Below are 19,225 nucleotides of genomic sequence, written 5' to 3' on the forward strand. Positions count from 1 at the left end.
CAGAACACTGTGCCGACCAGCGCGGCGATACAATGCTTGACATGCCCAGTTTGCGATGAATATGTATCGCTGTAAAGGATGCTGTATCGTATAACAGAACAAATCTACAGCTAGGGAGGAGGGGATTATGTACGAAGAGAGGGACCCTCGCGCCGCGCTGGCGGCCCCCGCCGCGCGCGACATGCGCACCGTCACCGGGCTGATCGCCGACGAGCAGCAGGGCCATTTCTATGACGCGCTGCCGCAGCAGGAGGGGCTCGAGGGCCGCACCTGGATGCTGCGCGGGCACAACTTCCTTGTGGCGGTGACCGAGGCTGCGACGGGCGGGGAATTCGCCCGGCAGGGGCAGCCCGACGAATACTGCGTGCTGCTGCCCGCGGGCGGCGCGCGGATCACCTGGCAGGGCGAGACAGCCGAGGTGCCGGGCTTTTCCATCGCCTTCGTGCCGCCGGGCGACAGCCTGGTCAAGTTGCCCCGGGGCGGGCGGCTGGTGCGGATCTTTTCGACCCGCGCGCCGGATCTGGTGGCGGCTTGCGCCAATGCCGGGGCCTATGACCGGACCCGCGAGCATATCCCGGCCTACCGGCCGTGGCCGGATCCCGTGGGCGGCTGGAAGCTGCGCCATTACACGCTGGATGTCGCGCCCGAGGCGGGGCGGTTCGGCCGGATCTTCCGCTGCACCACGCTGATGGTGAACGTGCTGGATCCGTTCGAGGGGCCGCGCGACCCGGCGAAGATGTCGCCGCACCACCACGACGATTTTGAACAGGGTTCATTGGCGTTGCAGGGCGACTTCACCCACTACCTGCGCTGGAGCTGGACCAGCGACATGGCCGACTGGCGCCCGGATGCGGCGATCGAGATGGCATCGCCCTCGCTTCTGGTGATCCCGCCGCCGGTGATCCACACCACGCGGGCCACCGGCGCGGGTGACAACCTGCTGGTCGATATATTCGGCCCGCCGCGCATGGATTTCTCGGCCCAGGCGGGCTGGGTTCTGAACGCCGATGATTATCCGATGCCGGAGGATGCTTGACGCCGCCCTCCCACCGGGATGCGCTGGCGCCAGTGAAGATGACCAAATAGAAGACGGACACGGACATGACTGACCAATCCTATCGCAGCTTCCTCAAATCGCTCGAGGACGAGGGCGAGCTGCTTGTCGTGAACCGGCAGGTCGACCCTGAGACGAACCTCTCGGCGATCGAGTGGAAGACCTATTACGAGTTGAACAAATCGACCCTTTTCACGGATATCAAGGGTCACCCCGGCTGGCGCGCCTGCAGCCAGATCGTCGCCGACCGCAAGAAATGGGCGATCGGCTTGGGCATGCCCGAGGATGAGGTTCTGACGCGCCTGTCGGCCCTGTCGTCCCAGCCGGTGCCCAGCGAATCCGTCGATCCCAAAGGCGCCCCGGTGCGCGAGGTGGTGCTGACCGGCGACGAGGCCAAGCTGACCGACATTCCGGCGGTCATCGTGTCGGAACGCGATGTGGGACGCTACATCCCATCGGGGATTTCCTTTGTCCGCGATCCCGACACCGGGATCCAGAACATGTCGCTGCATCGGATGCAGGTGAAGGGGGCCGGGCGCTCGGGCTTTGTGATGCTGCCGCGCCATGCGCGCAAGATCTATGACAAGTATTGTGCCCGGGGCGACGCGATGCCGGTGTCGGTGGTGATCGGCGTTCACCCGGCGATCTGGTTCTCCTCGGCCTTCACCTCGCAGTTCGGATTTGACGAGCTGGAACTGGCGGGCGCCCTGCTGGGCGAGCCGGTGCGTACGATCAAGTCCGAGACCTCGGACATCCAGGTGCCCGCCGAGGCCGAGATCGTGCTGGAAGGTGAGATCGTGGGTGAAGGCTTCCTGGAGGACGAGGGCCCGTTCGGCGAGGTCACCGGCACCTATCCCGATCCGGACGTGGCACATGTGTTCCGCCTGAAGGCGATCACCCGGCGCAAGGATCCGATCTATTACGCGCTGCACTGCGGTTTCCCCCCGACCGATACTCAGTCCACCACCGGGCTGGGGATCGACGTGGCGACGGTGAAGCATCTGGAGCGTGTGGACGGCGGGCTGGACCTGCTGGACGTGCGCACGATGACGGTCTCGGGCCTGCTGGCACTGGTGATCAAGTTGCGGCCGAAATCCGCGGGTCAGGCCAAGGTGGCGCTGATGGCAGCGCTGTCGGGCCCCTATCAGCAGCCGAAACTGGCGATTGCCGTGGACGAGGATATCGACGCGGGCGATCTGCGCCAGGTGATGTGGTCTATGGCGACGCGGGTGAACGCCACCGATGACGTGATCACCATTCCGAACGTGAAGACCTGGGGGCTGGACAATGCCTCGACCATCGTTCCGGGGGTCCAAGGGTATCAGCGTCTTGGCACGCGCTGGATGATCGACGCGACGAAGCCGCCGGTCACCATGCCCGACCAGCGCGCGCGGTTCGACATGGCGATGCCCAAGGGCTTCGCCCAGGTCGATCTGCGTGACTTTCTGGACCCCAAGGACATCTGATTTTTCTCGAGGGAGGTAAACTTGACCCATATACGTATCCGACATCTGCTGACCTCAGCCGCCGTGGTGGCGGGGCTGAGCACCGCCTTTGCCGCGACGCCCACGATGGCCGAGTACCCCGAGAAGCCCGTGCGCATGGTCGTCGGTTTCGGCGCCGGTGGCCCGACCGACGTGCCCGCGCGCCTGTTGGCCGAGAAGTTGAGTGAGGCCAGCGGCCAGCGCTTCTTGGTCGAGAACAAGCCCGGCGCCTCGTCGATGCTGGCGGGCGGCGATGTCTATGCACAGCCGGCCGACGGCTATACCGTGCATGTCTGCAGCTACCTGGATCCCGTGAACACCAAGCTGTTCTCGTCGGTGCCGTTCCACCTGGATGATATTGGCGGCGTCACGACATTCTCGGAATACAGCTATGTCGTCGTCGCGGCGAACGATCTGCCGGTCGAGACGATGGAAGAGTTCATGGCCTATGCCAAGGAGCACAGCGGCGAGCTGAACTACGGCAACCTAGGCCCGGCGTCCTCGGCCAATTTCGTGGGGCTGGCGATCCAGAAGGCCGGCGATATCGAGATGGTGGGCCTGCCCTTCAAAGGCGCCGCCGATGCGATCCAGGAGGTGGCCGCGGGCCGCATCCAGATCTTCTTTGCGCCGCCGCTGGTCGCCAAGCCGCAGGTCGATTCCGGCCGGGTGAAGGTGCTGGCCACCACCGGGTCGGAACGGAACCCGGTGTTCTCGGACGTGCCGACCCTGCAGGAAGCTGGTGTTGACGTGATCGCCAAGGCCTGGCTTGGGATCTGCGTGGATAGCGAAACCCCGACCGAGATCGTCGACAGCCTGAACGCCATGGTGACCGAGGCCACCGCCGCGCGCGCTTTCGTCGATCTGATCGAAAGTTCGGGCTCCAGCGTGAAAACCCAAAGCCCGGCCGAGTTCGACGCGCTGATCGAGCAGACGGCCACCGACGTTGTGCCGTTAATCGAAGAATACGATCTGGGCCAACAATGAGAACCGGCGCCGCGGCCCGGACGGTCGCGGCGCCGGTCTCAGCAGAAGGGTGGCAGGATGATCGCGAACAAGCAGGATGCGGTCGGCGGGGCGGTCTTTACCCTCGTCGGGCTGGGGATTGGCGCCTATACGCTGGCCCATTACCAGATCGGCACGCTGACCCGGCTCGGGCCGGGCGGCTTTCCCCTGTTCTGCGCCATAGGCATGGCGCTGTTCGGCCTGCTGACGCTGCTGAGCGGCCTGAAGGGCGAGAAGGTGGGGATCGAGGTCAACTGGATCCCGATGATCACCATCTTGGCCGCGATCGCGCTGTTCGCATTTGGGATCGGAACTGTCGGCATGATCCCGACCATCGTGGTGACGACCCTGGTCGCGCTGGCGCCGAACAATGATTTCCCGCTGATCTGGCGGCTGGTGATGGCGGCGGTGCTTGCGGTGATCGCGGTGCTGATCTTCGACGCGCTGCTGGGCCTGCCGATCAAACTGGCCGCCTGGCCCTGGAGCTGAGATCATGGGCGATCTGGGACCGAACCTGCTGATCGGGATCGAGACGGCGTTTCAGCTGCACAACCTCATGTTCTGCATGCTGGGGGTGCTGCTGGGCACGCTGATCGGTGTTTTGCCGGGGATCGGCGCGCTAGCGGCGATCTCGATGCTGTTTCCGCTGACCTTTCAGCTGGACGCGACCACCGCGCTGATCATGCTGGCGGGGATCTGGTACGGCGCCAGCTATGGCGGGGCGACGACCTCGATCATGCTAAACGTGCCGGGCACGGCCACGAACGCGATCACCGCGATCGACGGTCATCCGCTGGCCAAGTCGGGCCGCGCGGGCGTGGCGCTGTTCATGGCGACGATCGCGTCTTTCTGCGGCGGAACGATCGGGATCATCTTCATGATGGTCTTCGCGCCGGTGGTGGCGATCTATGCCAATGACTTCGGCCCGGCGGAGTATTTCGCGCTGATGCTGCTGGGGCTGGTCGCGGCCTCGACCATGTCGGACGGTAAGCCGCAAAAGGGCTATGCCATGGTCTGCCTGGGGCTGTTCTTAGGGACCATCGGCCTGGACCTGAACTCGGGCGCGGCGCGGTTCCAGTTCGGCATGCTGGAGCTGACCGAGGGGATCGAGCTGGCGGCGCTGGCGATGGGGCTGTTCGGCATCCCCGAGATCATCGCGAGCCTGCGCGTCGGGAGCCAGCGTACGCCGCTGCGCGAGAAGGTGACCTTCCGTTCGATGGTGCCGACGCGCGAGGACTGGCGCCACTTTCCCAAGGCGATGGGCCGCGGGTCGGGGATGGGCGTGTTCTTCGGCACGCTGCCGGGCACCGGCCCGACTATCGCCGCCTTTCTGGCCTATGTTGCCGAGAAGAAGTTGGCGCGCGATCCCTCACGCTTTGGCAAGGGCGCGATCGAGGGGGTCGTGGCCCCGGAATCGGCCAACAACGCCGGTGACATGACCGCCTTCATCCCGACTCTGACCCTGGGCATCCCCGGCAGCGCCACCATGGCTATCATGCTGGGTGCGCTGATGATCCACGGCATCACTCCCGGCCCGACGATGATGTCGGACCATCCCGACGTGTTCTGGGGCCTGGTGATGAGCTTCTGGATCGGCAACATCATGCTGCTGGTGATCAACATTCCGCTGCTAGGGATCTGGGTGCGGATGCTGTCGATCCCCTACAAGTATCTCTATCCGGCGATCCTGATGTTCGTCTGCATGGGGGTATACGGCATCGGTAACAGCACCTTCGACGTCTGGATGGTGTTCGCCTTCGGCGCGCTAGGTTATCTTCTGCGGGTGCTGGCCTTTCCGCTGATCCCGCTGCTGCTGGGCTTTGTCCTGGGCCCGCCGATGGAGCAGAACTTTCGCACTGCTGTGGTGCTGTTCCGCGGCGACATGACCCCGTTCCTGACCGAGCCGATCAGCGGCGTGATCATGGTGCTGACCTTGGCGATCGCGCTGTTGGGGGTTCTGCCGGGGCTCAAGCGGATGATCCGCAAGCGGCGCGGGCGCTATGACGCGGTCTAGGGAGGGTCGGGCATGCACAATTGTTTGATCGTCGGCATCACCGGTGCCTCGGGGGTGGTCTATGGCATTCCGCGCACTGGAGGCGCTGCGCGAGATGGGGATCGAGTCGCATTCTGCTCGTCAGCCCCCTCGGCGATCCGCACCATCCAAGCCGAGACCGACCACAGCGCCGATGAAGTGCGCCGCCTGGACGACGTGGTGCATTCCTTCACCGACATCGGCGCGGCGATCTCGTCCGGGTCGTTCCAGCTAGACGGGACGATCGTAGCGCCCTGTTCGATCAAGAAGCTGAGCGGCATCGCCAATTCCTAAAACGAGGACCGGGTGGTCCGCGCCGCCGATGTCTGCGTGAAGGAACGCCGCCAGGTGGTTCTGCTGGTGCGCGAGACGCCGCTGCATGCCGGGCATATCCGGCTGCAGCAGGCGACAGAGAACGGCCCCATCGCGATGCCACCGGTGCCGGCCTTCTATCAGCTTCCGCAAAACCAGGACGAGGTGGTGTCGCACACCGTCTATCGCGCGCTGGACCTGTTCGGGCTGGACAGCGGCAAGCTGCCGCGCTGGCTGCGCAAAGGTCAGGCGACACAGCGGCGCTCGGGGGAGGCGGTGTTGACTGCGTCAGCGGCATCGTCCGCCGTCGACGGCAAGCTCCTTGTAGAACACGGTCGTGGTGCCTTTCTCACCCCTGCGCATCCGGGCACCTTTGGCGGCCCACTGGCGGTAGGTGCCCCACTCTGGGCGGGTGAAGTTCTGGGTCTGCGCTGCGACCAGAGCGCGAGAATGTTGATGCACCGGTAGGGCTTCTCGCTGGCGATGTTCACGGGGCATGGCCTGCTGTGCAGATTATCATGAACCAATGCCCTTCTCAAACGCGCTCTAAGCTGCAGCTGCCACGGCTTGCTGTTGTGTTCCCAGCCCATCGATACCGACGGAAACTACGTCACCAGGGGCAAGATACTGAGGTGGCTTCTGGCCCAACCCAACCCCCGGCGGCGTGCCGGTGGAAATGATATCGCCAGGTTGGAGCGACATGAACTGCGATAGGTATGAAACTAGGAATGCCGGCTTGAAGATCATCGTCTGCGTCGTGCCATCTTGCATGCGGCGCCCGTTAACCTCGCACCAGAGCCGTAGGCTGTCGGGGTGGGGCACTTCGTCCGCGGTTGCCAACCAAGGGCCGATGGGACCGAATGTGTCGCAGGACTTCCCCTTCGTCCATTGGCCCTGATGTTCCATCTGGAAACCGCGCTCGGACACATCATTCACAGTACAATAACCGGCTACATGATCTAGCGCCTGCGCCTCGGTTACATATTTGGCGACCGTGCCGATGACGATGCCCAACTCGACTTCCCAATCTAGCTTGTCCGAACCGCGCGGCATCTCCAGTGCGTCATTGGGGCCGCAAATGGCAGAAGGAGCCTTCAGGAAGACTATCGGCTCGGTTGGGATACCGGCCCCGGTCTCGGCGGCGTGATCGGAGTAGTTCAGCCCGATGCAGATGAATTTTCCAGACTTTCCGACGCAGGCTCCGAGACGTGGATTTCCTTCAACCAGCGGCAAAGATTCTGGGTCGATCAAGGCGAGACGGCGGAGGTTATCGGCGGAGAGGGTATCGCCCGAAACATCCGAGAAGAGCGCGGAGAGATCCCTGATGCGTCCTTGAGGATCCAGCACACCGGGACGTTCCTGACCTACAGGGCCATAGCGAAGCAATTTCATGGTGTGTCTCCATCTAAGGGGGCGCGGAAACCGTCATGCCTTGGTCTCGCGGTCAGATATCCAGTACCAAACGGGCGCTCCTGGAGCCCGAACAGCAGATCATCATTCGGTCGCCAGCCGCTTTTTCGACATCGGTCATTACCTCGTCGCGGTGGTCGGGCTCTCCTTCCAGAACAGGCGTTTCGCACATCCCGCAAAGTCCCTGCTCACAGGAGGTAGTGACATCGAACCCCTGTTCGCGGAGGGCTTCCAGAATGGTCTGGCCCGCCGCGACGTTGAATTCAGCACCACTACGCGCCAGGACCACCTTAAATCCGCCCGCGTTGGCGGTTGATTGCGTCGCGGAGAAATACTCCAGGTGAACCTGCGCAGGGGGCACATTGCTCACGGCGATTTCCAGCGCCTTCAGCATGAGCGTGGGTCCGCAGCAATAAAAGTGCGTTCCCGCGGGGGCAGAGCCGGTTATTGCGGCTATATCGAGGTATCGGCCACCATTCTCATCGTCAAAGTTCAGTACCACCCGGTCATCGTGCTGCATCCGGTCCAGGAACAGGGCCTCGTTGCGTGTGCGGCAGGAGTAGTACAGCCTCCACGCCGCGCCGAGTACCTTGAGCTCCTCGATCATCGCCCACAACGGAGTTATGCCGATTCCGCCAGCGATGAATACCGAGAAGGCCGCGTTTATCGTCAGCGGGAAGTTGTTGCGCAGCGGGCCGACCCTGAGGGCATCGCCCGCGCTCAGGTGCTCATGGATATAGGATGACCCCCCCCGGCTCTTAGGATCGAGCTTAATTCCCAGCGTGTAGATTCCACCCTCCGCCCGGGCCGAGACCAGCGAGTACTGCCTGACCATGCCGTTGGGTAGATGTAAATCCACATGCGCGCCCGGTGTGGTCGCGGGCAGGGGCGGCCCTTCGCTAGCGGCAATATCATACAGATTGGTGTTCTGCGCCGCCGTTCGCACCGCGATTACTTGCACGTCAACGGCGCGGTCATACACTGGGTGTCGCGTAGGGACGACGAAGGGCGGCTGAGTCACTTTGCGAGACCTTTCACTGCGCGCACCGACCCGGTAGGTCACCCACAGGGCAACGCGAGAGGCGCGTGCGCTTCCTTGCCTGCGGATCGGCCGTAGCCGCCGTCAGAGGAGGAATGTCAGGTTACTCTGGGGCATTTCCCGGTCGATCAGGCGCACGTGCTTCTTCGCGATCCGCAGGCCTTCGGGGCGGCGGATTAACTCGTGCGTCATGCTGGTGCCGATTATGCGCTGCTGGCCCAGTCCGATCTGCCGGAAGTCGCCAGTGCGCAGTTCTAGGATGAGTTGGTTGGAATGCACTACGATGCCCTCGGGTGTTGCCTTCTCCGCATCCACCTGCACGTTGCTAACAAAGTGCAACGTCCGCGATTTGGGTGTTTGCGCTGCAAAAGTGGTTTCCAGCAGGTGGTATACTCGCTCTTCAAGCGCCAGTGCGTCGTCGTTGACCAGCGATCCGGATTCGCTCGTCGGACGCGTCTCGTCGATCGGGATCCAGTAGTGGACCTCTTCGGCAAAGAGCTGATGCCATTCTCGGATTCTAGCTTCGTCTAGCAACCGCGCTTCCAGAAAGAGGAAGGCCGATGCCTCATCGGTCTGGTTATCTCTACGGATGTTGAGCGCCATCTCAGTTCAACTCCCCGCGCATCGCGCTCACCCAGGCCCGCCAGAACCCGCGCTGCGGCGCCTCGCTGGTGGCCAAACCGCGGGTATCCCCAGTCTCGTCGCGTTCATCCGAGGGCATGCCGCGCTCCAGGATCAGCCATTCCACCGAGCTGCCGCGTAGCCCTTCGGCATTCTGGCTAAAGATGTCCACGTCATCGGGCATGCCGTAGCCAGCGGGACCATAAAACCGCTCTTGGCTACGCAACATTCCGGCGTTTAGCGCATCATCGATCCCGACCAGTTCATAAGGATAGACGATTACCTCCGTCAGCTCGGGACCAAGCGGCCGCCAAGTGCGAATCTGGTGATGGATGATGCCCAGGCTGGGGAAGATCGATGCCGCGGCCTTGCCGGCGATCTTGGACATGGTCTCTTCATCATGGGTTTCGGATAGCTGTTCGAACACCTCGGCGAAGTTGCTATTAGCGCGCTTTTCAAGGTTGATCTCTGGCTGCAGAAGTAGTCCGTGGCCCTGGACGGTGCCCCAAGTGCTACCGTGATAGCGGCTGCTTTTCATCGCGGCGGCATTACCGCCCTTGTGCACACCGAAGTCGCCCGTTGTATCGCCGAACTTCGTCTGAAGCTTGGAGAATGGACTGTGTACATACATAAAATGGTACTGATCCACGATGTTCTCGGCCGAGAATTTCCAATTTCCCTCATACCTGACAATGTAGGGGCGAGCTCGAATGCGAATCTCGCCAACCGGTGACATGTTAAGCTTCTGGTCAATGACATCGCGCGAGCGGCCGAGATAATCGCGTAGGGGGAGGGCCTTCGCGTTCAGGTTTCCAAACACGAATCCGCGATAGGTTTCGCAACGGGGTAGCGTGAAGAGACCTTTGGGTGCGTCAAAATCCTCAGCATAACCGCCGGCGACATTTCTGTCGGTAATACCCATTAGGTTGCCGGCGAGGTCGTAGGACCAGCCGTGATAGGGGCAAACGAAAGCCCGGGCCCGTCCGGAAATGTCGCGACACAGAGCCGCGCCCCGGTGAACGCAGCGATTGATGAAGGCCCGTACTATGCCGTCCCGTCCGCGAACCACCAGAATGGGTTGCCGGCCGATATAAGTGGTGCGGTAGTCACCGGCTTCGGGGATCTCCGATTCGTGGCACAGATAACCCCAAGTCTTCTCGAATATCAGCTTCTCCTCGGCCCGCAGGATGCCCTCGTCTGTATAGGCAGAGGTATTGACTCGAAAATATTTCCCTTCGTCGCGAACCAGTCTAGCGTAGTCTTCGCTGCCCGCTGTCGCTTGCCCGGCGTTGATATCGATGGCGATCATCACACGCTCCTTATCAGTCCATGAAACGGCCACCAGAAAGATTGAGTGTCTCTCCGGTGATGAAGGCGGCATTCGCCGACGCTAGATAGAGCGCGGCGGCAGCGGCCTCGCGCGGTTTGCCGAACCGCCGGGCGGGAATTCCCAGTGTTAGACGCGCGCGCTCTTCCTGGGGAAGAATCGCCACCTGCGGCTCGAACAGAGATGTGGCGATCGCGTTGACAGTTACGCCATTGGGCGCCAGTTCGGCCGCCATAACACGCATGTAGGCAAGTAGCCCTCCCTTCGCTGCAGCAAAGGGGGCAACCTGAGTGTGCACGCCAGTTTTCGCCGACATCGAACAGAAGATAATGATTTGTCCTGCCCCGGCCCTAGCCATGCGCCGACCGGCTTCCTGCATTAGCAACGCGGGTACAACTAGCTCCAGGTCAATGATCTGACGCAGGTCTTCGCCGGTAAAGTGCAGCACTTTGACCTGACCAACGGGCGGCGCCACGCAGATCAGCGTACGCAGGGTGCTGTTAGAAACCTGCTCGCAGCGGTCCAGTAGCGCGGGAAGATCGTAGTCCGATCCCGGAACTTCGCCGCAACTCAGCAGCGATAAGCGGCTGTCAGCCTCCGCCCGCGCACGTAGCTTGTCCGAGAATTCTGAATGGTCGACCGCAACGACCGACTTACCTTCCTCCAGGAAGCCATGGACGACTGCATAGCCGATATCGCTCGCTGCGCCGTAGACAACTGTCGTCATTATGCCTCTCCCTGTGATTTCTTTGTCTTGGCGCGGCGTGCGCGGGCTTCCTCGCGACCGGCCGGCACGTTTCTGGGCCCGCTGCCGATCACATTCACGATCGGAAGCGCTCCATTGGACGAGATCGGCGTGGAGGTCATATTGAGCGAATACCTCAGTGCGCGTGGCTCGTAGTCAGGAGCCATGTAGCCGATGACCGCAAGGGCCGTCCGCGCGAGGTGCCGGGAGGCGACGAAAACCGCCCTATCGACATCGGCATCTATGAACGCCTTGAGAAGGGCTAGATGCTCTTCGTGCGCAACGATCAGGCTGCCCGGCGAAACGACCGAGTACATCTTTCGAACCCGCTCGCAGCGACCGAACAGCGTCGAAACCTCGGCCTGTACGCCTGATCCGGCATACTTCATGGCGCGAAGCTTGAAGTCCAGCAACTGTCGATCGCGCTCATCTGAGTCGCTCCGGTCATATTCCCAGTTAATTGCTGCCGAAAAGGTCTGCAGTTCGTCTAGGTCACCCCGTGTCATTTGTGGAACTGAAAGCGCGACACCCATGCTCTCAAGCAGCACCCGCATGGCATAAATCGTATCCAGATCGTCTGGCGTCAGACTCGAGACGCGCATGCGCTTGTGATGCTCGGCATCGACCAATCCCTCAGCCTGAAGCCGCCGCAGCGCTTCGCGGACCGGTGTGCGGCTAATGCCGAAGCGTCGCGTCAGATCAAGCTGGCTGAGAGGCGCGCCGGCGGGAATCTCGCCAGAGGTGATTAGGGCCTTGATGGCGCTGTAGGCACAGAAATTTTCCTCGGTGGGCATACATGGACCTTGGTTGAGCGCTCGGCCGAACGTGCAGATATTGTCTCCAATTGACTTAGCATATATCCGATTAGTGGATCCAGTAGGAAAATGAAAAACAAGGGCGAGGCTCCGATGATTCAAAAGTCATTGGAAATTCAGTAGCTTAGTACACTTTTCTTTTCTGGACCCCGCACGGACTAGGCCGAAATCCGCCATACATCAAAAAAAACTGTATCCACTATGTAATTTCGGGTGTAGCGTTCTGGATGAAGTTGGCGGGGAGAGCATTCGATGGAGCGGACTTGGCTCAGCGGCGAAGTGGAGAATTGGAGAGATGATATCGCCGAGGCACTGGCGGTCTATTCGGTCGCGGGGTGGCGCAAAGGCCATGTGGCGCATTTAGAGCCCGCCCGGCGCCTGCTGCTGGACACTCTCGCAGTAGGGCTGGGTGCCTACCGCCATCCAGCCGCAGCGATTGCCCGGCAGTTTCTCTCCTTCTATCCCTCGGAGGGCAAAGGCGCCTCCATCTGGGGCACCCGGCTGCGTGCGGCGGCGCCGGTTGCTGCGCTGGTGAACGGCGTCCCGCTGCGATGCTACGACTACAATGACGTTCTTGTCGGCCGTCTGAGTCCCGGCCATCCCAGCGACATGGTTGCCCCGCTACTGGCGCTGTCAGAAACACTGCACCGTAGTGGTCGGGACGTGCTCGATGCACTGGCGGTGGGTTATCAGATCGCTGCCACCCTCTACGAGTTCGTCCCAAGTGAGGACAGCGGCTGGGATCACGCCAACCTGTCCGCGTTGGGCGCAGTCGGCGCGTTGGCACGATTGATGCGTCTGAGCCAGAAAGAGACCGCCGAGGCGATGGGGATCGTGGCGATCCAGCATCTCCAAAGCAACGAAATCGAATCCAGCGCCCCCAACCTTCGCGGCGACCTGACAATGTGGAAGCGCTTCCACGGCGCCGACATCATGCGCTATGCGCTGGAAGCCTGCCTGCTAGCGTCAAAAGGGGCGGAGGGGCCGGTGCGGCCCTTCCGCGGTGATCTGGGTTTCCTGTCGATCTTCAAGGTGACCGAGGATCCGGGGCCCCACCTGGCGCGCGGCTTGTGCCCCGACACGCCGCCGCTGGCCATCGGGAGTGCCAACCTAAAGCGATGGCCGGTTGGATCTCGCGCGCAAAGCGCCATCCAGGCGGTACTGGACGCCCGCGCGCAACTGCCGGAGGGGGCGGAAATCACAGAGGTCAATGTGCGCACCGAGCAGGGGGTTTACGATCATCTCGTGGCAATCCGCGATGACCCCTGGAACCCGAAGTCCCGCGAAGCCGCGGATCATTCGCTGCCCTATGTGGTGGGAGCCGCGGCGCTGGACGGGCGCATTACGGTCGAGAGTTTCGATCTGGACCGAGTGCTTGACCCGCGGCGTGCCCTTTTCATCGCCGAGCGAGTCAAGATTCGCGTCGACCCAGCACTGGGCGACAGCGATGCGTCGAACCTGACCGAGGTGGAACTCGTCACTTCGACTGGCGTGCGCTTCACCGGTGCGGCCCGCCCGGCCAAGGGCCATCACACGCGGCCTTTCGGCGCCTCGGACCTGTCGGAGAAGCTACATGAAAGCGCCGGCGCAATCCTGCCGGCGGCGCAACTCGACAGCCTGGCCGATACGGTGGCGGGGCTGGAACATGTCGCCGACATCGGCGTGTTGATCGCCCTTCTGGCGGGAGACAACAGTCTCTAGGTCGATGGATAATGAAGGGAATCAGAACATGAACATGAACACTGCGTCACGGGCTGGACACCTCCGTCGTACCTGGGCCCGGGGCAAGGCCGCTCTGGGCTGTTGGTGCTCAATGCCCGGGGCCTTCGGGGCTGAGCTCATGGCAGCGCCCGGCGTGGATTACATTTGCATCGATCAGCAGCACGGCCTGATCGATTATGCCGAGATGATAGATATGCTGCGCGCCATTGAGGGGCGTGGCGCAGTCCCGTTCACGCGGGTGCCGGCGAACGAACCCTGGCTGATTGGCAAGGCGCTGGATGCCGGTGTACAGGGCATTGTGGTGCCAATGGTCAACAGCGCAGCCGATGCCGCTCGCGCGGTATCAGCGTGCCGGTATGGCCAGGGCGGTGTGCGCTCCTATGGACCCCTGCGCGCGTCAATGACTATGGATAGCCGCGAAACCGACGTGCTGGGCGGCGAGGTCCTGTGTTTCGTGATGGTTGAAACCCGCGAAGCTCTGGACAACCTCGATCAAATCGCCGCGACGCCTGGACTGGACGGCATCTATATTGGCCCCGCGGATCTGGCCCTAGGGCTGGGCTTGCCGCCCGACCTCGACAAGACCGAACCCGAACATGTCGCCGCTGTCGATAGCATCCTCGATGCTTGTCGCCGCCATTCGATTATCCCGGGAATCCAGTGCGGATCGGGCAAGGGAGCGTTCGCCCAGGTCGATCGCGGATTCCGCATGGTGACCTTCGCCAAGGATTCCGCGCTGCTGACAGCCGGGCTCTCCACCGAACTCACTGTCGCCCTTGGCGAGAGCACCGCCACCAAACGGGGTGGCGGCTATGTGTGATCGAGCCGGGCGAGTCAGACCGCGCTTCGGGTCGAGTCGCGCCAAGCCTATCCCCTGACACAAAGTTCCCCGGCAAGGGGGCGGACATCCTGCGACTGTACCAAGTCCAACATATGGAGATACCGTCATGATCACCTCGCGCCGAGCTTTCCTGAAGACGGCGGCAGTCGCCGCGACCATTCCGGCCATACCAGGGCTGGTCCGTCCGGTCTGGGCGCAGGAGTTGCCACTCGTACGTTTTGCCGGGGCCGCCCCCGTTATTCGTCCCGACCATGCCTGGCAATTTCTGGGCATCCCAATGGGCTATTACGAGCAGATGGGATTCCGCGGCGACTACATTCCGACCGCGGGGTCTGCGGCGGCGGTGCAACTGGTGCTAACCGGCCAGGCCGAGGTTGCCAACAGCGGTCTACTAGAGCTGATCGCCGCCAAGACCCGCCAGCCCGATTTGCCAGTGCACATGTACTACAGCCAGGAACGGCAGAGCAGCTACGAGATCATCGTCCCTATCGAGAGCCCAATTACGCAACTATCCGACCTCGCGGGCCAGCGCGTCGGGGTCCCATCTCTGGCATCTGGCGCGCTAGCGTTCGCACGCGGGCTGTTGCGCACAGCCGGGGTTGATCCTGAAACAGTCGAGTTCCTGCCGATCGGCGTGGGCGCACAGGCTCTCGCCGCCATCGACGGCGAAGAGGTCGTCGCCTTCAGCGTGTTCTCCGGCTCCATTGCCGCCATGGAGGTGTTGGGACGCGAGTTCCGGTCGTTCACGGCGCCGATTGCTGGGGCCGGCATGGTTATGGCCGATAGCTTCGTGCGCGAGAACCACGACCTTGCGGTCTCGATCTTCCGCGGTTTCGCGATGAACCAGCAGATCATGCTGCGCGATGCTGAGGCCACAGTTCGTGCGTTCTGGGCGGCGTACGACAAACCGGATGGGAACGGCGAGACGGAACTGCGCAATGGCGCACACTTCGTCCGGCGCACCTCGTCGGTCTTCCAATCCCTCGACGATCCGCGGCTCTGGGGCTACTACACGCCCGAGGAGTGGGTCACGACCAAGGAATTTTTCGGGGGGCCGGAGGGCGCCATTCCGGAGGATGCAGAGCTGTCCACCTTCTATTCCGATATCCTGGTCGAAGAAGGCAATCAGATTGACCAGTCGCTGATCGATGATGCCATCGCACGGTTCGCGGGATAAGACGCTATGTCCCTCGCGCCCATGAATAAGCCTCTCGCCCTTGAGGTGCAGAACGTTAATCTCGTCTACTCGGCCCTGAACACGGACATTGAGGCATTGAGAAACGTGTCGTTCGCTGTCAGCGACGGCGAGTTCGTCTCCATCGTCGGCCCGAGCGGATGTGGGAAAAGCAGTTTGCTGCGACTTGTTCTGGGCCTTGAGAAAGTTACCGGCGGCGGAATTTTCGTCGCCGGTGACAAGGTCAGCGGCCCCTCAAAGAAGGCCGGTTGCGTATTTCAGTCGCCTGTGCTTCTGCCCTGGCGCAACATATGGGACAACGTGATGCTGCCGCTCGATGTGCTGCGGCAGGACCGGGCAGTCTCGTGCAAGCGGACGGCCAATCTTCTGGATATGGCAGGGCTCAAGGGTTTCGAGCAGCGCTTCCCCTATGAGCTTTCGGGGGGGATGCAGCAGCGTGCGGCAATCGTACGCGCGCTGGTCCACGATCCCAGCATCCTGATGATGGACGAGCCATTCGCCGCGTTGGATGCGATGACCCGCGAAACCATCGCGCTGGAGTTGCAGCGGATTTGGATGGAGAGCCGCAAGACGGTGGTCTTCATCACCCATTCAATCAGCGAGGCCGTCTTCCTGTCCGACCGGATCATCGTCATGTCGGCCAGGCCGGGACGCATCGTCGGTGAGTTCGAGAACCTCTCTGCCCGGCCGCGAGAATTCTCGGATCTTGCGAAGCCCGAAATGAGCGGAATGATTGAAGAGATCCGCCAACGCTTGAATGAAGCCTCTGCCATCACAGGGAATGTCGCCCATGTCTGACAGCACAATCCCCACCCGCAAGCCCGTGTCTCCGGGCTGGACAAGATTGCCCCTGTTTCTCTTCAGAGTCGGCGAGGCACTGCTTTATTTCTCGGCGCTAGTTCTCTTCTGGGAACTCATGATCCGGGTGTTTGATGTGCCCAGCTATGTCTTTCCGGCCCCCATGGCCGTGGCGTGGGAGTTGTTCAACGGCATCAGTTCGGGCCTATACCTATACAATCTTAAGGTAACGATGACTGCCGTGTTGAGTGGCTTCGCCCTCGGATCTCTTACGGGACTTCTACTCGGCATTTCCATTACCACCTTTCCGGTGGTGGAGCGCGTTCTGTACCCTTATGTCGTGGCACTGCAGACCATGCCGAAAGTGGCCCTCGCCCCGCTGATGATTGTCTGGTTTGGGTTCGGCATCCAGTCGAAAATCGTGCTGGTCTCCATTGCCTGCATGTTCCCCGTGCTCATCAACACCATCGCCGGCATCCGTTCGGCCGACAACGACCGCATATCGATGGTGCGCGCACTCGGGGGCTCGCGCCTGCAGATCCTGCGCTATATCTTGCTACCAAGTTCGTTGCCGTTCATTTTTGCCGGGTTGAATACCGGCATTGTTCTCGCCGTCATTACGGCGATCGTAGGCGAGTTCGTGGGGGCGCGTACCGGCATTGGCGTACTGATCCTTCAGGCGAACTTTTCCCTCGACTTGGCGCGGGTGTTCTCGTTGATCGCGGTACTTTCAATCTCGGGCATCATTCTCAGCACGACACTGCGCTATCTTGATCGTCGGATCTGTTTCTGGGCCGGGAAGTCCTCTCGGTGACGGAGCAATCCACCATCTTGATCACCGGTGCCGCCCGAGGTCTCGGGCACTCGCTTGCCAAAGTTCATCGGGCACGCGGGTGGCGCGTTCTGGCGCCGGGCAGGGCTGAACTGGATGTCGCTGACGAAGCGTCAATCGCAGCCTATGCGCGGTCTCTCACCGGGCAGCCGATCGATGTGCTGGTCAACAACGCCGGCGTCCGGCTCATCGAGGGCGCCGATCATCTAGGCTTCTTCACACAGCAGTCGTGGATGATCACCCTAGCCGTCAATAGTGTTGCGCCCGCTCTCATTACTCAAGCGCTACTACCTAATCTCAGGGCGGGGATGCATCGCAAGGTCCTGTCCATCTCCAGCCGCCTCGGCTCCCTTGCAGCTGGCGGGGGGGATAACTCAGGTGGAGCGGCGTCCAGTTACGCGGCTTACCGTGTGTCGAAAACTGCGCTCAACCAGGTAACCCGGTGCCTTGCCGCTGAGCTTGCGGCCGAGGGTTTTGTTGTCATCGCACTCAGCCCCGGCTGGGTACGCACCGACATGGGCGGCCTCGGAGCCAGCGACGCGCCCGACGATGTGGCAATTGACATTGCCGACCTTGTGGAGCGAATCGGTGTCGTGTCGAATGGGGCGTTCATCGACCGGAAAGGTGAGCCGGTAGCATGGTAGCTGCGCCCGCCCACCCGAACCCTGTACGTCTCGTATTCCTCGACAGAGCAACCCTGCGATCAGACATTGATCTGCCGCGGATGCCGTTCGACTACGAACTTGTCGAGTACCCGCAAACGGCCCCGGGGCAGGTTATCGAGCGGTTGCAGGGCGCCCGGATTGCCATCGTCAACAAGGTCCGCCTTGGGAAAACCGAACTCGCCGCGCTGCCACATCTCGAGCTGATCGCGGTGGCAGCGACCGGGACCGATAACATCGATCTTGCCGCTTGCACGGCGCGGGGAATCGCAGTCTTGAATGTGGCCGGCTATGCCAGCCGTTCTGTCCCTGAGCATACCTTCGCGTTGATCCTGTCGCTGGCCCGAGGATTGCACGTCTACCGCTCGCAGGTGGCAGCGGGTCGCTGGAGTGCGTCGGGGCAGTTCTGCTTTCACACACATCCCATAACCGAGCTGGCCGGGAAGACGCTGGGTATCATCGGCAAGGGGGCCCACGGCCGCGCGGTGGGCCAGATCGCCCTCGCCTTCGGCATGAAGGTACTCTTCGCGGAACGCAAAGGAGCAATATCGGTGCGCAGAGAGCACCAGTCTTTCGAGGATGTCCTGGCGAAGTCGGATATTCTGACGTTGCATTGTCCGCTCACCCCGGAAACATTCCACTTGCTGGCCGACCACGAGTTCGCGTTGATGGCCCGACACCCCATATTGGTCAATGTAGGCCGCGGGGGGCTGGTCGACGAGCACGCCTTGATCCGAGCGGTTGATTCAGGCGCCATCTCTGCCCTTGGACTGGACGTTCTTGCTGTCGAACCGCCCGACCCGGCCAATCCGCTGCTTGCCCTGATCGACCAGCCGACGGTCATCATAACCCCGCATATCGCTTGGGCCAGTGAGGATGCGATGAAAAGCTTGATGGCTGAGGTTGCCGCGAACATTACCCGGTTCCTAGCTTGTCCGGCACGCATTTCGATGCCGCCGCCCTGATGTTGACCACCTGAGCTACTCCCCGATCCCTTGCGCAGGTTTGGGGGTGGGACCAGTTCGCCTGCGGACGGCGCTTCCGCGTGCTCAACATCGTCGACGACGTGACCCGCGAATGTCTGGCGGCAATCCCCGACACGTCGATCTCCGGTCGTCGGGTGGCACGTGAGCTGACGGACCCGATCAGCCGGCGCGCCAAGCCGGGCATGATCGTCTCCGACCACGTCACGGAGTTTATGACCTGAGCCCCGACTTCCCTCCAGCGTAAGGGAGAGTCCTAGTGGATTGATCGGATCAAAGGAGTCCGCTTGGGGATTCCTCTGACGGCGCGGCCGTGCGAGTCTGACGTATGCGCAGCGGCATCTCCTTCAC

At 62.0% G+C, this 19,225-nt stretch carries 19 protein-coding genes and 2 pseudogenes; 14 read left to right on the top strand and 7 right to left on the bottom strand.

Annotated elements, in window-relative coordinates:
• Positions 1-181: 181 nt before the first annotated feature.
• The 6 genes and pseudogenes from ACSSVZ_RS10950 to ACSSVZ_RS10975 all read left to right on the top strand — a co-directional run.
• Positions 182-1,036 carry a hypothetical protein gene (locus ACSSVZ_RS10950; RefSeq protein WP_453969947.1) on the top strand — a complete coding sequence of 285 codons (855 nt, stop codon included), beginning with the start codon at positions 182-184 and terminating at the stop codon, positions 1,034-1,036.
• A 65-nt stretch (positions 1,037-1,101) separates the two neighbouring features.
• A complete protein-coding gene (locus tag ACSSVZ_RS10955; RefSeq protein ID WP_453969948.1) occupies positions 1,102-2,520 on the top strand; it encodes a UbiD family decarboxylase in 1,419 nt (472 codons plus the stop codon).
• Positions 2,521-2,541: 21 nt separating this feature from the next.
• Positions 2,542-3,522, top strand: a complete 981-nt coding sequence (locus tag ACSSVZ_RS10960) for a Bug family tripartite tricarboxylate transporter substrate binding protein (RefSeq protein ID WP_453969950.1) — start codon at positions 2,542-2,544, stop codon at positions 3,520-3,522.
• 57 nt (positions 3,523-3,579) lie between these two features.
• Positions 3,580-4,029 (top strand): tripartite tricarboxylate transporter TctB family protein, encoded by a 450-nt coding sequence (locus tag ACSSVZ_RS10965; RefSeq protein ID WP_453969951.1) that lies wholly within the window; start codon positions 3,580-3,582, stop codon positions 4,027-4,029.
• 76 nt (positions 4,030-4,105) lie between these two features.
• Positions 4,106-5,554 (top strand): tripartite tricarboxylate transporter permease, encoded by a 1,449-nt coding sequence (locus tag ACSSVZ_RS10970; RefSeq protein WP_453969952.1) that lies wholly within the window; start codon positions 4,106-4,108, stop codon positions 5,552-5,554.
• Positions 5,555-5,566: 12 nt separating this feature from the next.
• A pseudogene (locus tag ACSSVZ_RS10975) lies at positions 5,567-6,067 on the top strand (UbiX family flavin prenyltransferase); the annotation flags it as partial.
• Between the two features lie 105 nt (positions 6,068-6,172).
• Here the strand turns inward: ACSSVZ_RS10975 and ACSSVZ_RS10980 are convergent.
• The 7 genes from ACSSVZ_RS10980 to ACSSVZ_RS11010 all read right to left on the bottom strand — a co-directional run bounded on the left by ACSSVZ_RS10980 (position 6,173) and on the right by ACSSVZ_RS11010 (position 11,820).
• A complete protein-coding gene (locus ACSSVZ_RS10980; RefSeq protein WP_453969954.1) occupies positions 6,173-6,382 on the bottom strand; it encodes an ArdC-like ssDNA-binding domain-containing protein in 210 nt (69 codons plus the stop codon).
• Positions 6,383-6,430: 48 nt separating this feature from the next.
• The gene (locus tag ACSSVZ_RS10985; protein ID WP_453969956.1) at positions 6,431-7,276 is read right to left on the bottom strand and encodes a fumarylacetoacetate hydrolase family protein; all 846 of its coding nucleotides are present in this window, start codon (positions 7,274-7,276) and stop codon (positions 6,431-6,433) included.
• A 52-nt stretch (positions 7,277-7,328) separates the two neighbouring features.
• Positions 7,329-8,276, bottom strand: coding sequence for a PDR/VanB family oxidoreductase (locus ACSSVZ_RS10990; protein WP_453969958.1), 948 nt, complete (start codon positions 8,274-8,276; stop codon positions 7,329-7,331).
• Between the two features lie 141 nt (positions 8,277-8,417).
• On the bottom strand, positions 8,418-8,936 hold the full coding sequence (locus ACSSVZ_RS10995) for an aromatic-ring-hydroxylating dioxygenase subunit beta (RefSeq protein WP_453969960.1): 519 nt from the start codon (positions 8,934-8,936) through the stop codon (positions 8,418-8,420).
• A 1-nt stretch (position 8,937) separates the two neighbouring features.
• Positions 8,938-10,263, bottom strand: coding sequence for an aromatic ring-hydroxylating oxygenase subunit alpha (locus ACSSVZ_RS11000; protein ID WP_453969962.1), 1,326 nt, complete (start codon positions 10,261-10,263; stop codon positions 8,938-8,940).
• 13 nt (positions 10,264-10,276) lie between these two features.
• Positions 10,277-11,008 carry an SDR family NAD(P)-dependent oxidoreductase gene (locus ACSSVZ_RS11005; RefSeq protein WP_453969963.1) on the bottom strand — a complete coding sequence of 244 codons (732 nt, stop codon included), beginning with the start codon at positions 11,006-11,008 and terminating at the stop codon, positions 10,277-10,279.
• A complete protein-coding gene (locus tag ACSSVZ_RS11010) occupies positions 11,008-11,820 on the bottom strand; it encodes a GntR family transcriptional regulator (protein WP_453969965.1) in 813 nt (270 codons plus the stop codon). The genes ACSSVZ_RS11005 and ACSSVZ_RS11010 overlap by 1 nt, the downstream gene beginning before the upstream one ends.
• 273 nt (positions 11,821-12,093) lie before the next feature.
• On the opposite strand from ACSSVZ_RS11010, the gene ACSSVZ_RS11015 reads away from it, so the two are divergent.
• The 8 genes and pseudogenes from ACSSVZ_RS11015 to ACSSVZ_RS11050 form a co-directional block, all read left to right on the top strand.
• Entirely contained in the window at positions 12,094-13,542 is a 1,449-nt protein-coding gene (locus ACSSVZ_RS11015; protein ID WP_453969966.1) for an MmgE/PrpD family protein, read from the top strand.
• 112 nt (positions 13,543-13,654) lie between these two features.
• Positions 13,655-14,383, top strand: coding sequence for an HpcH/HpaI aldolase family protein (locus ACSSVZ_RS11020; RefSeq protein WP_453969985.1), 729 nt, complete (start codon positions 13,655-13,657; stop codon positions 14,381-14,383).
• 127 nt (positions 14,384-14,510) lie between these two features.
• Positions 14,511-15,581, top strand: a complete 1,071-nt coding sequence (locus tag ACSSVZ_RS11025) for an ABC transporter substrate-binding protein (protein WP_453969967.1) — start codon at positions 14,511-14,513, stop codon at positions 15,579-15,581.
• A 6-nt stretch (positions 15,582-15,587) separates the two neighbouring features.
• Complete coding sequence (locus ACSSVZ_RS11030; protein WP_453969968.1) at positions 15,588-16,397, top strand: ABC transporter ATP-binding protein; 810 nt, start codon at positions 15,588-15,590, stop codon at positions 16,395-16,397.
• Positions 16,390-17,211 (top strand): ABC transporter permease, encoded by an 822-nt coding sequence (locus ACSSVZ_RS11035; RefSeq protein ID WP_453969969.1) that lies wholly within the window; start codon positions 16,390-16,392, stop codon positions 17,209-17,211. Before ACSSVZ_RS11030 ends, ACSSVZ_RS11035 begins: the two co-directional genes overlap by 8 nt.
• A complete protein-coding gene (locus ACSSVZ_RS11040) occupies positions 17,208-17,873 on the top strand; it encodes an SDR family NAD(P)-dependent oxidoreductase (protein WP_453969970.1) in 666 nt (221 codons plus the stop codon). The genes ACSSVZ_RS11035 and ACSSVZ_RS11040 overlap by 4 nt, the downstream gene beginning before the upstream one ends.
• Entirely contained in the window at positions 17,867-18,856 is a 990-nt protein-coding gene (locus tag ACSSVZ_RS11045; RefSeq protein ID WP_453969972.1) for a D-2-hydroxyacid dehydrogenase, read from the top strand. Before ACSSVZ_RS11040 ends, ACSSVZ_RS11045 begins: the two co-directional genes overlap by 7 nt.
• A gap of 50 nt (positions 18,857-18,906) precedes the next feature.
• Positions 18,907-19,086 (top strand): annotated as a pseudogene (locus ACSSVZ_RS11050) (hypothetical protein); the annotation flags it as partial.
• Positions 19,087-19,225: the final 139 nt, after the last annotated feature.

It is taken from the genome of Amorphus sp. MBR-141 (genome assembly GCF_053628695.1).

Bases quoted from the DNA above. Each gene is read 5' to 3' on its own strand.
- ACSSVZ_RS11030 (WP_453969968.1), top strand. From the start codon at position 15,588: ATGTCCCTCGCGCCCATGAATAAGCCTCTCGCCCTTGAGGTGCAGAAC.
- ACSSVZ_RS10985 (WP_453969956.1), bottom strand. From the start codon at position 7,276: ATGAAATTGCTTCGCTATGGCCCTGTAGGTCAGGAACGTCCCGGTGTG.
- ACSSVZ_RS10995 (WP_453969960.1), bottom strand. From the start codon at position 8,936: ATGGCGCTCAACATCCGTAGAGATAACCAGACCGATGAGGCATCGGCC.
- ACSSVZ_RS11035 (WP_453969969.1), top strand. From the start codon at position 16,390: ATGTCTGACAGCACAATCCCCACCCGCAAGCCCGTGTCTCCGGGCTGG.
- ACSSVZ_RS11010 (WP_453969965.1), bottom strand. From the start codon at position 11,820: ATGCCCACCGAGGAAAATTTCTGTGCCTACAGCGCCATCAAGGCCCTA.
- ACSSVZ_RS10970 (WP_453969952.1), top strand. From the start codon at position 4,106: ATGCTGGGGGTGCTGCTGGGCACGCTGATCGGTGTTTTGCCGGGGATC.
- ACSSVZ_RS10980 (WP_453969954.1), bottom strand. From the start codon at position 6,382: ATGCCCCGTGAACATCGCCAGCGAGAAGCCCTACCGGTGCATCAACAT.
- ACSSVZ_RS11005 (WP_453969963.1), bottom strand. From the start codon at position 11,008: ATGACGACAGTTGTCTACGGCGCAGCGAGCGATATCGGCTATGCAGTC.
- ACSSVZ_RS10965 (WP_453969951.1), top strand. From the start codon at position 3,580: ATGATCGCGAACAAGCAGGATGCGGTCGGCGGGGCGGTCTTTACCCTC.
- ACSSVZ_RS11015 (WP_453969966.1), top strand. From the start codon at position 12,094: ATGGAGCGGACTTGGCTCAGCGGCGAAGTGGAGAATTGGAGAGATGAT.
- ACSSVZ_RS11000 (WP_453969962.1), bottom strand. From the start codon at position 10,263: ATGATCGCCATCGATATCAACGCCGGGCAAGCGACAGCGGGCAGCGAA.
- ACSSVZ_RS10955 (WP_453969948.1), top strand. From the start codon at position 1,102: ATGACTGACCAATCCTATCGCAGCTTCCTCAAATCGCTCGAGGACGAG.
- ACSSVZ_RS11025 (WP_453969967.1), top strand. From the start codon at position 14,511: ATGATCACCTCGCGCCGAGCTTTCCTGAAGACGGCGGCAGTCGCCGCG.
- ACSSVZ_RS10950 (WP_453969947.1), top strand. From the start codon at position 182: ATGCGCACCGTCACCGGGCTGATCGCCGACGAGCAGCAGGGCCATTTC.
- ACSSVZ_RS11045 (WP_453969972.1), top strand. From the start codon at position 17,867: ATGGTAGCTGCGCCCGCCCACCCGAACCCTGTACGTCTCGTATTCCTC.
- ACSSVZ_RS11020 (WP_453969985.1), top strand. From the start codon at position 13,655: ATGCCCGGGGCCTTCGGGGCTGAGCTCATGGCAGCGCCCGGCGTGGAT.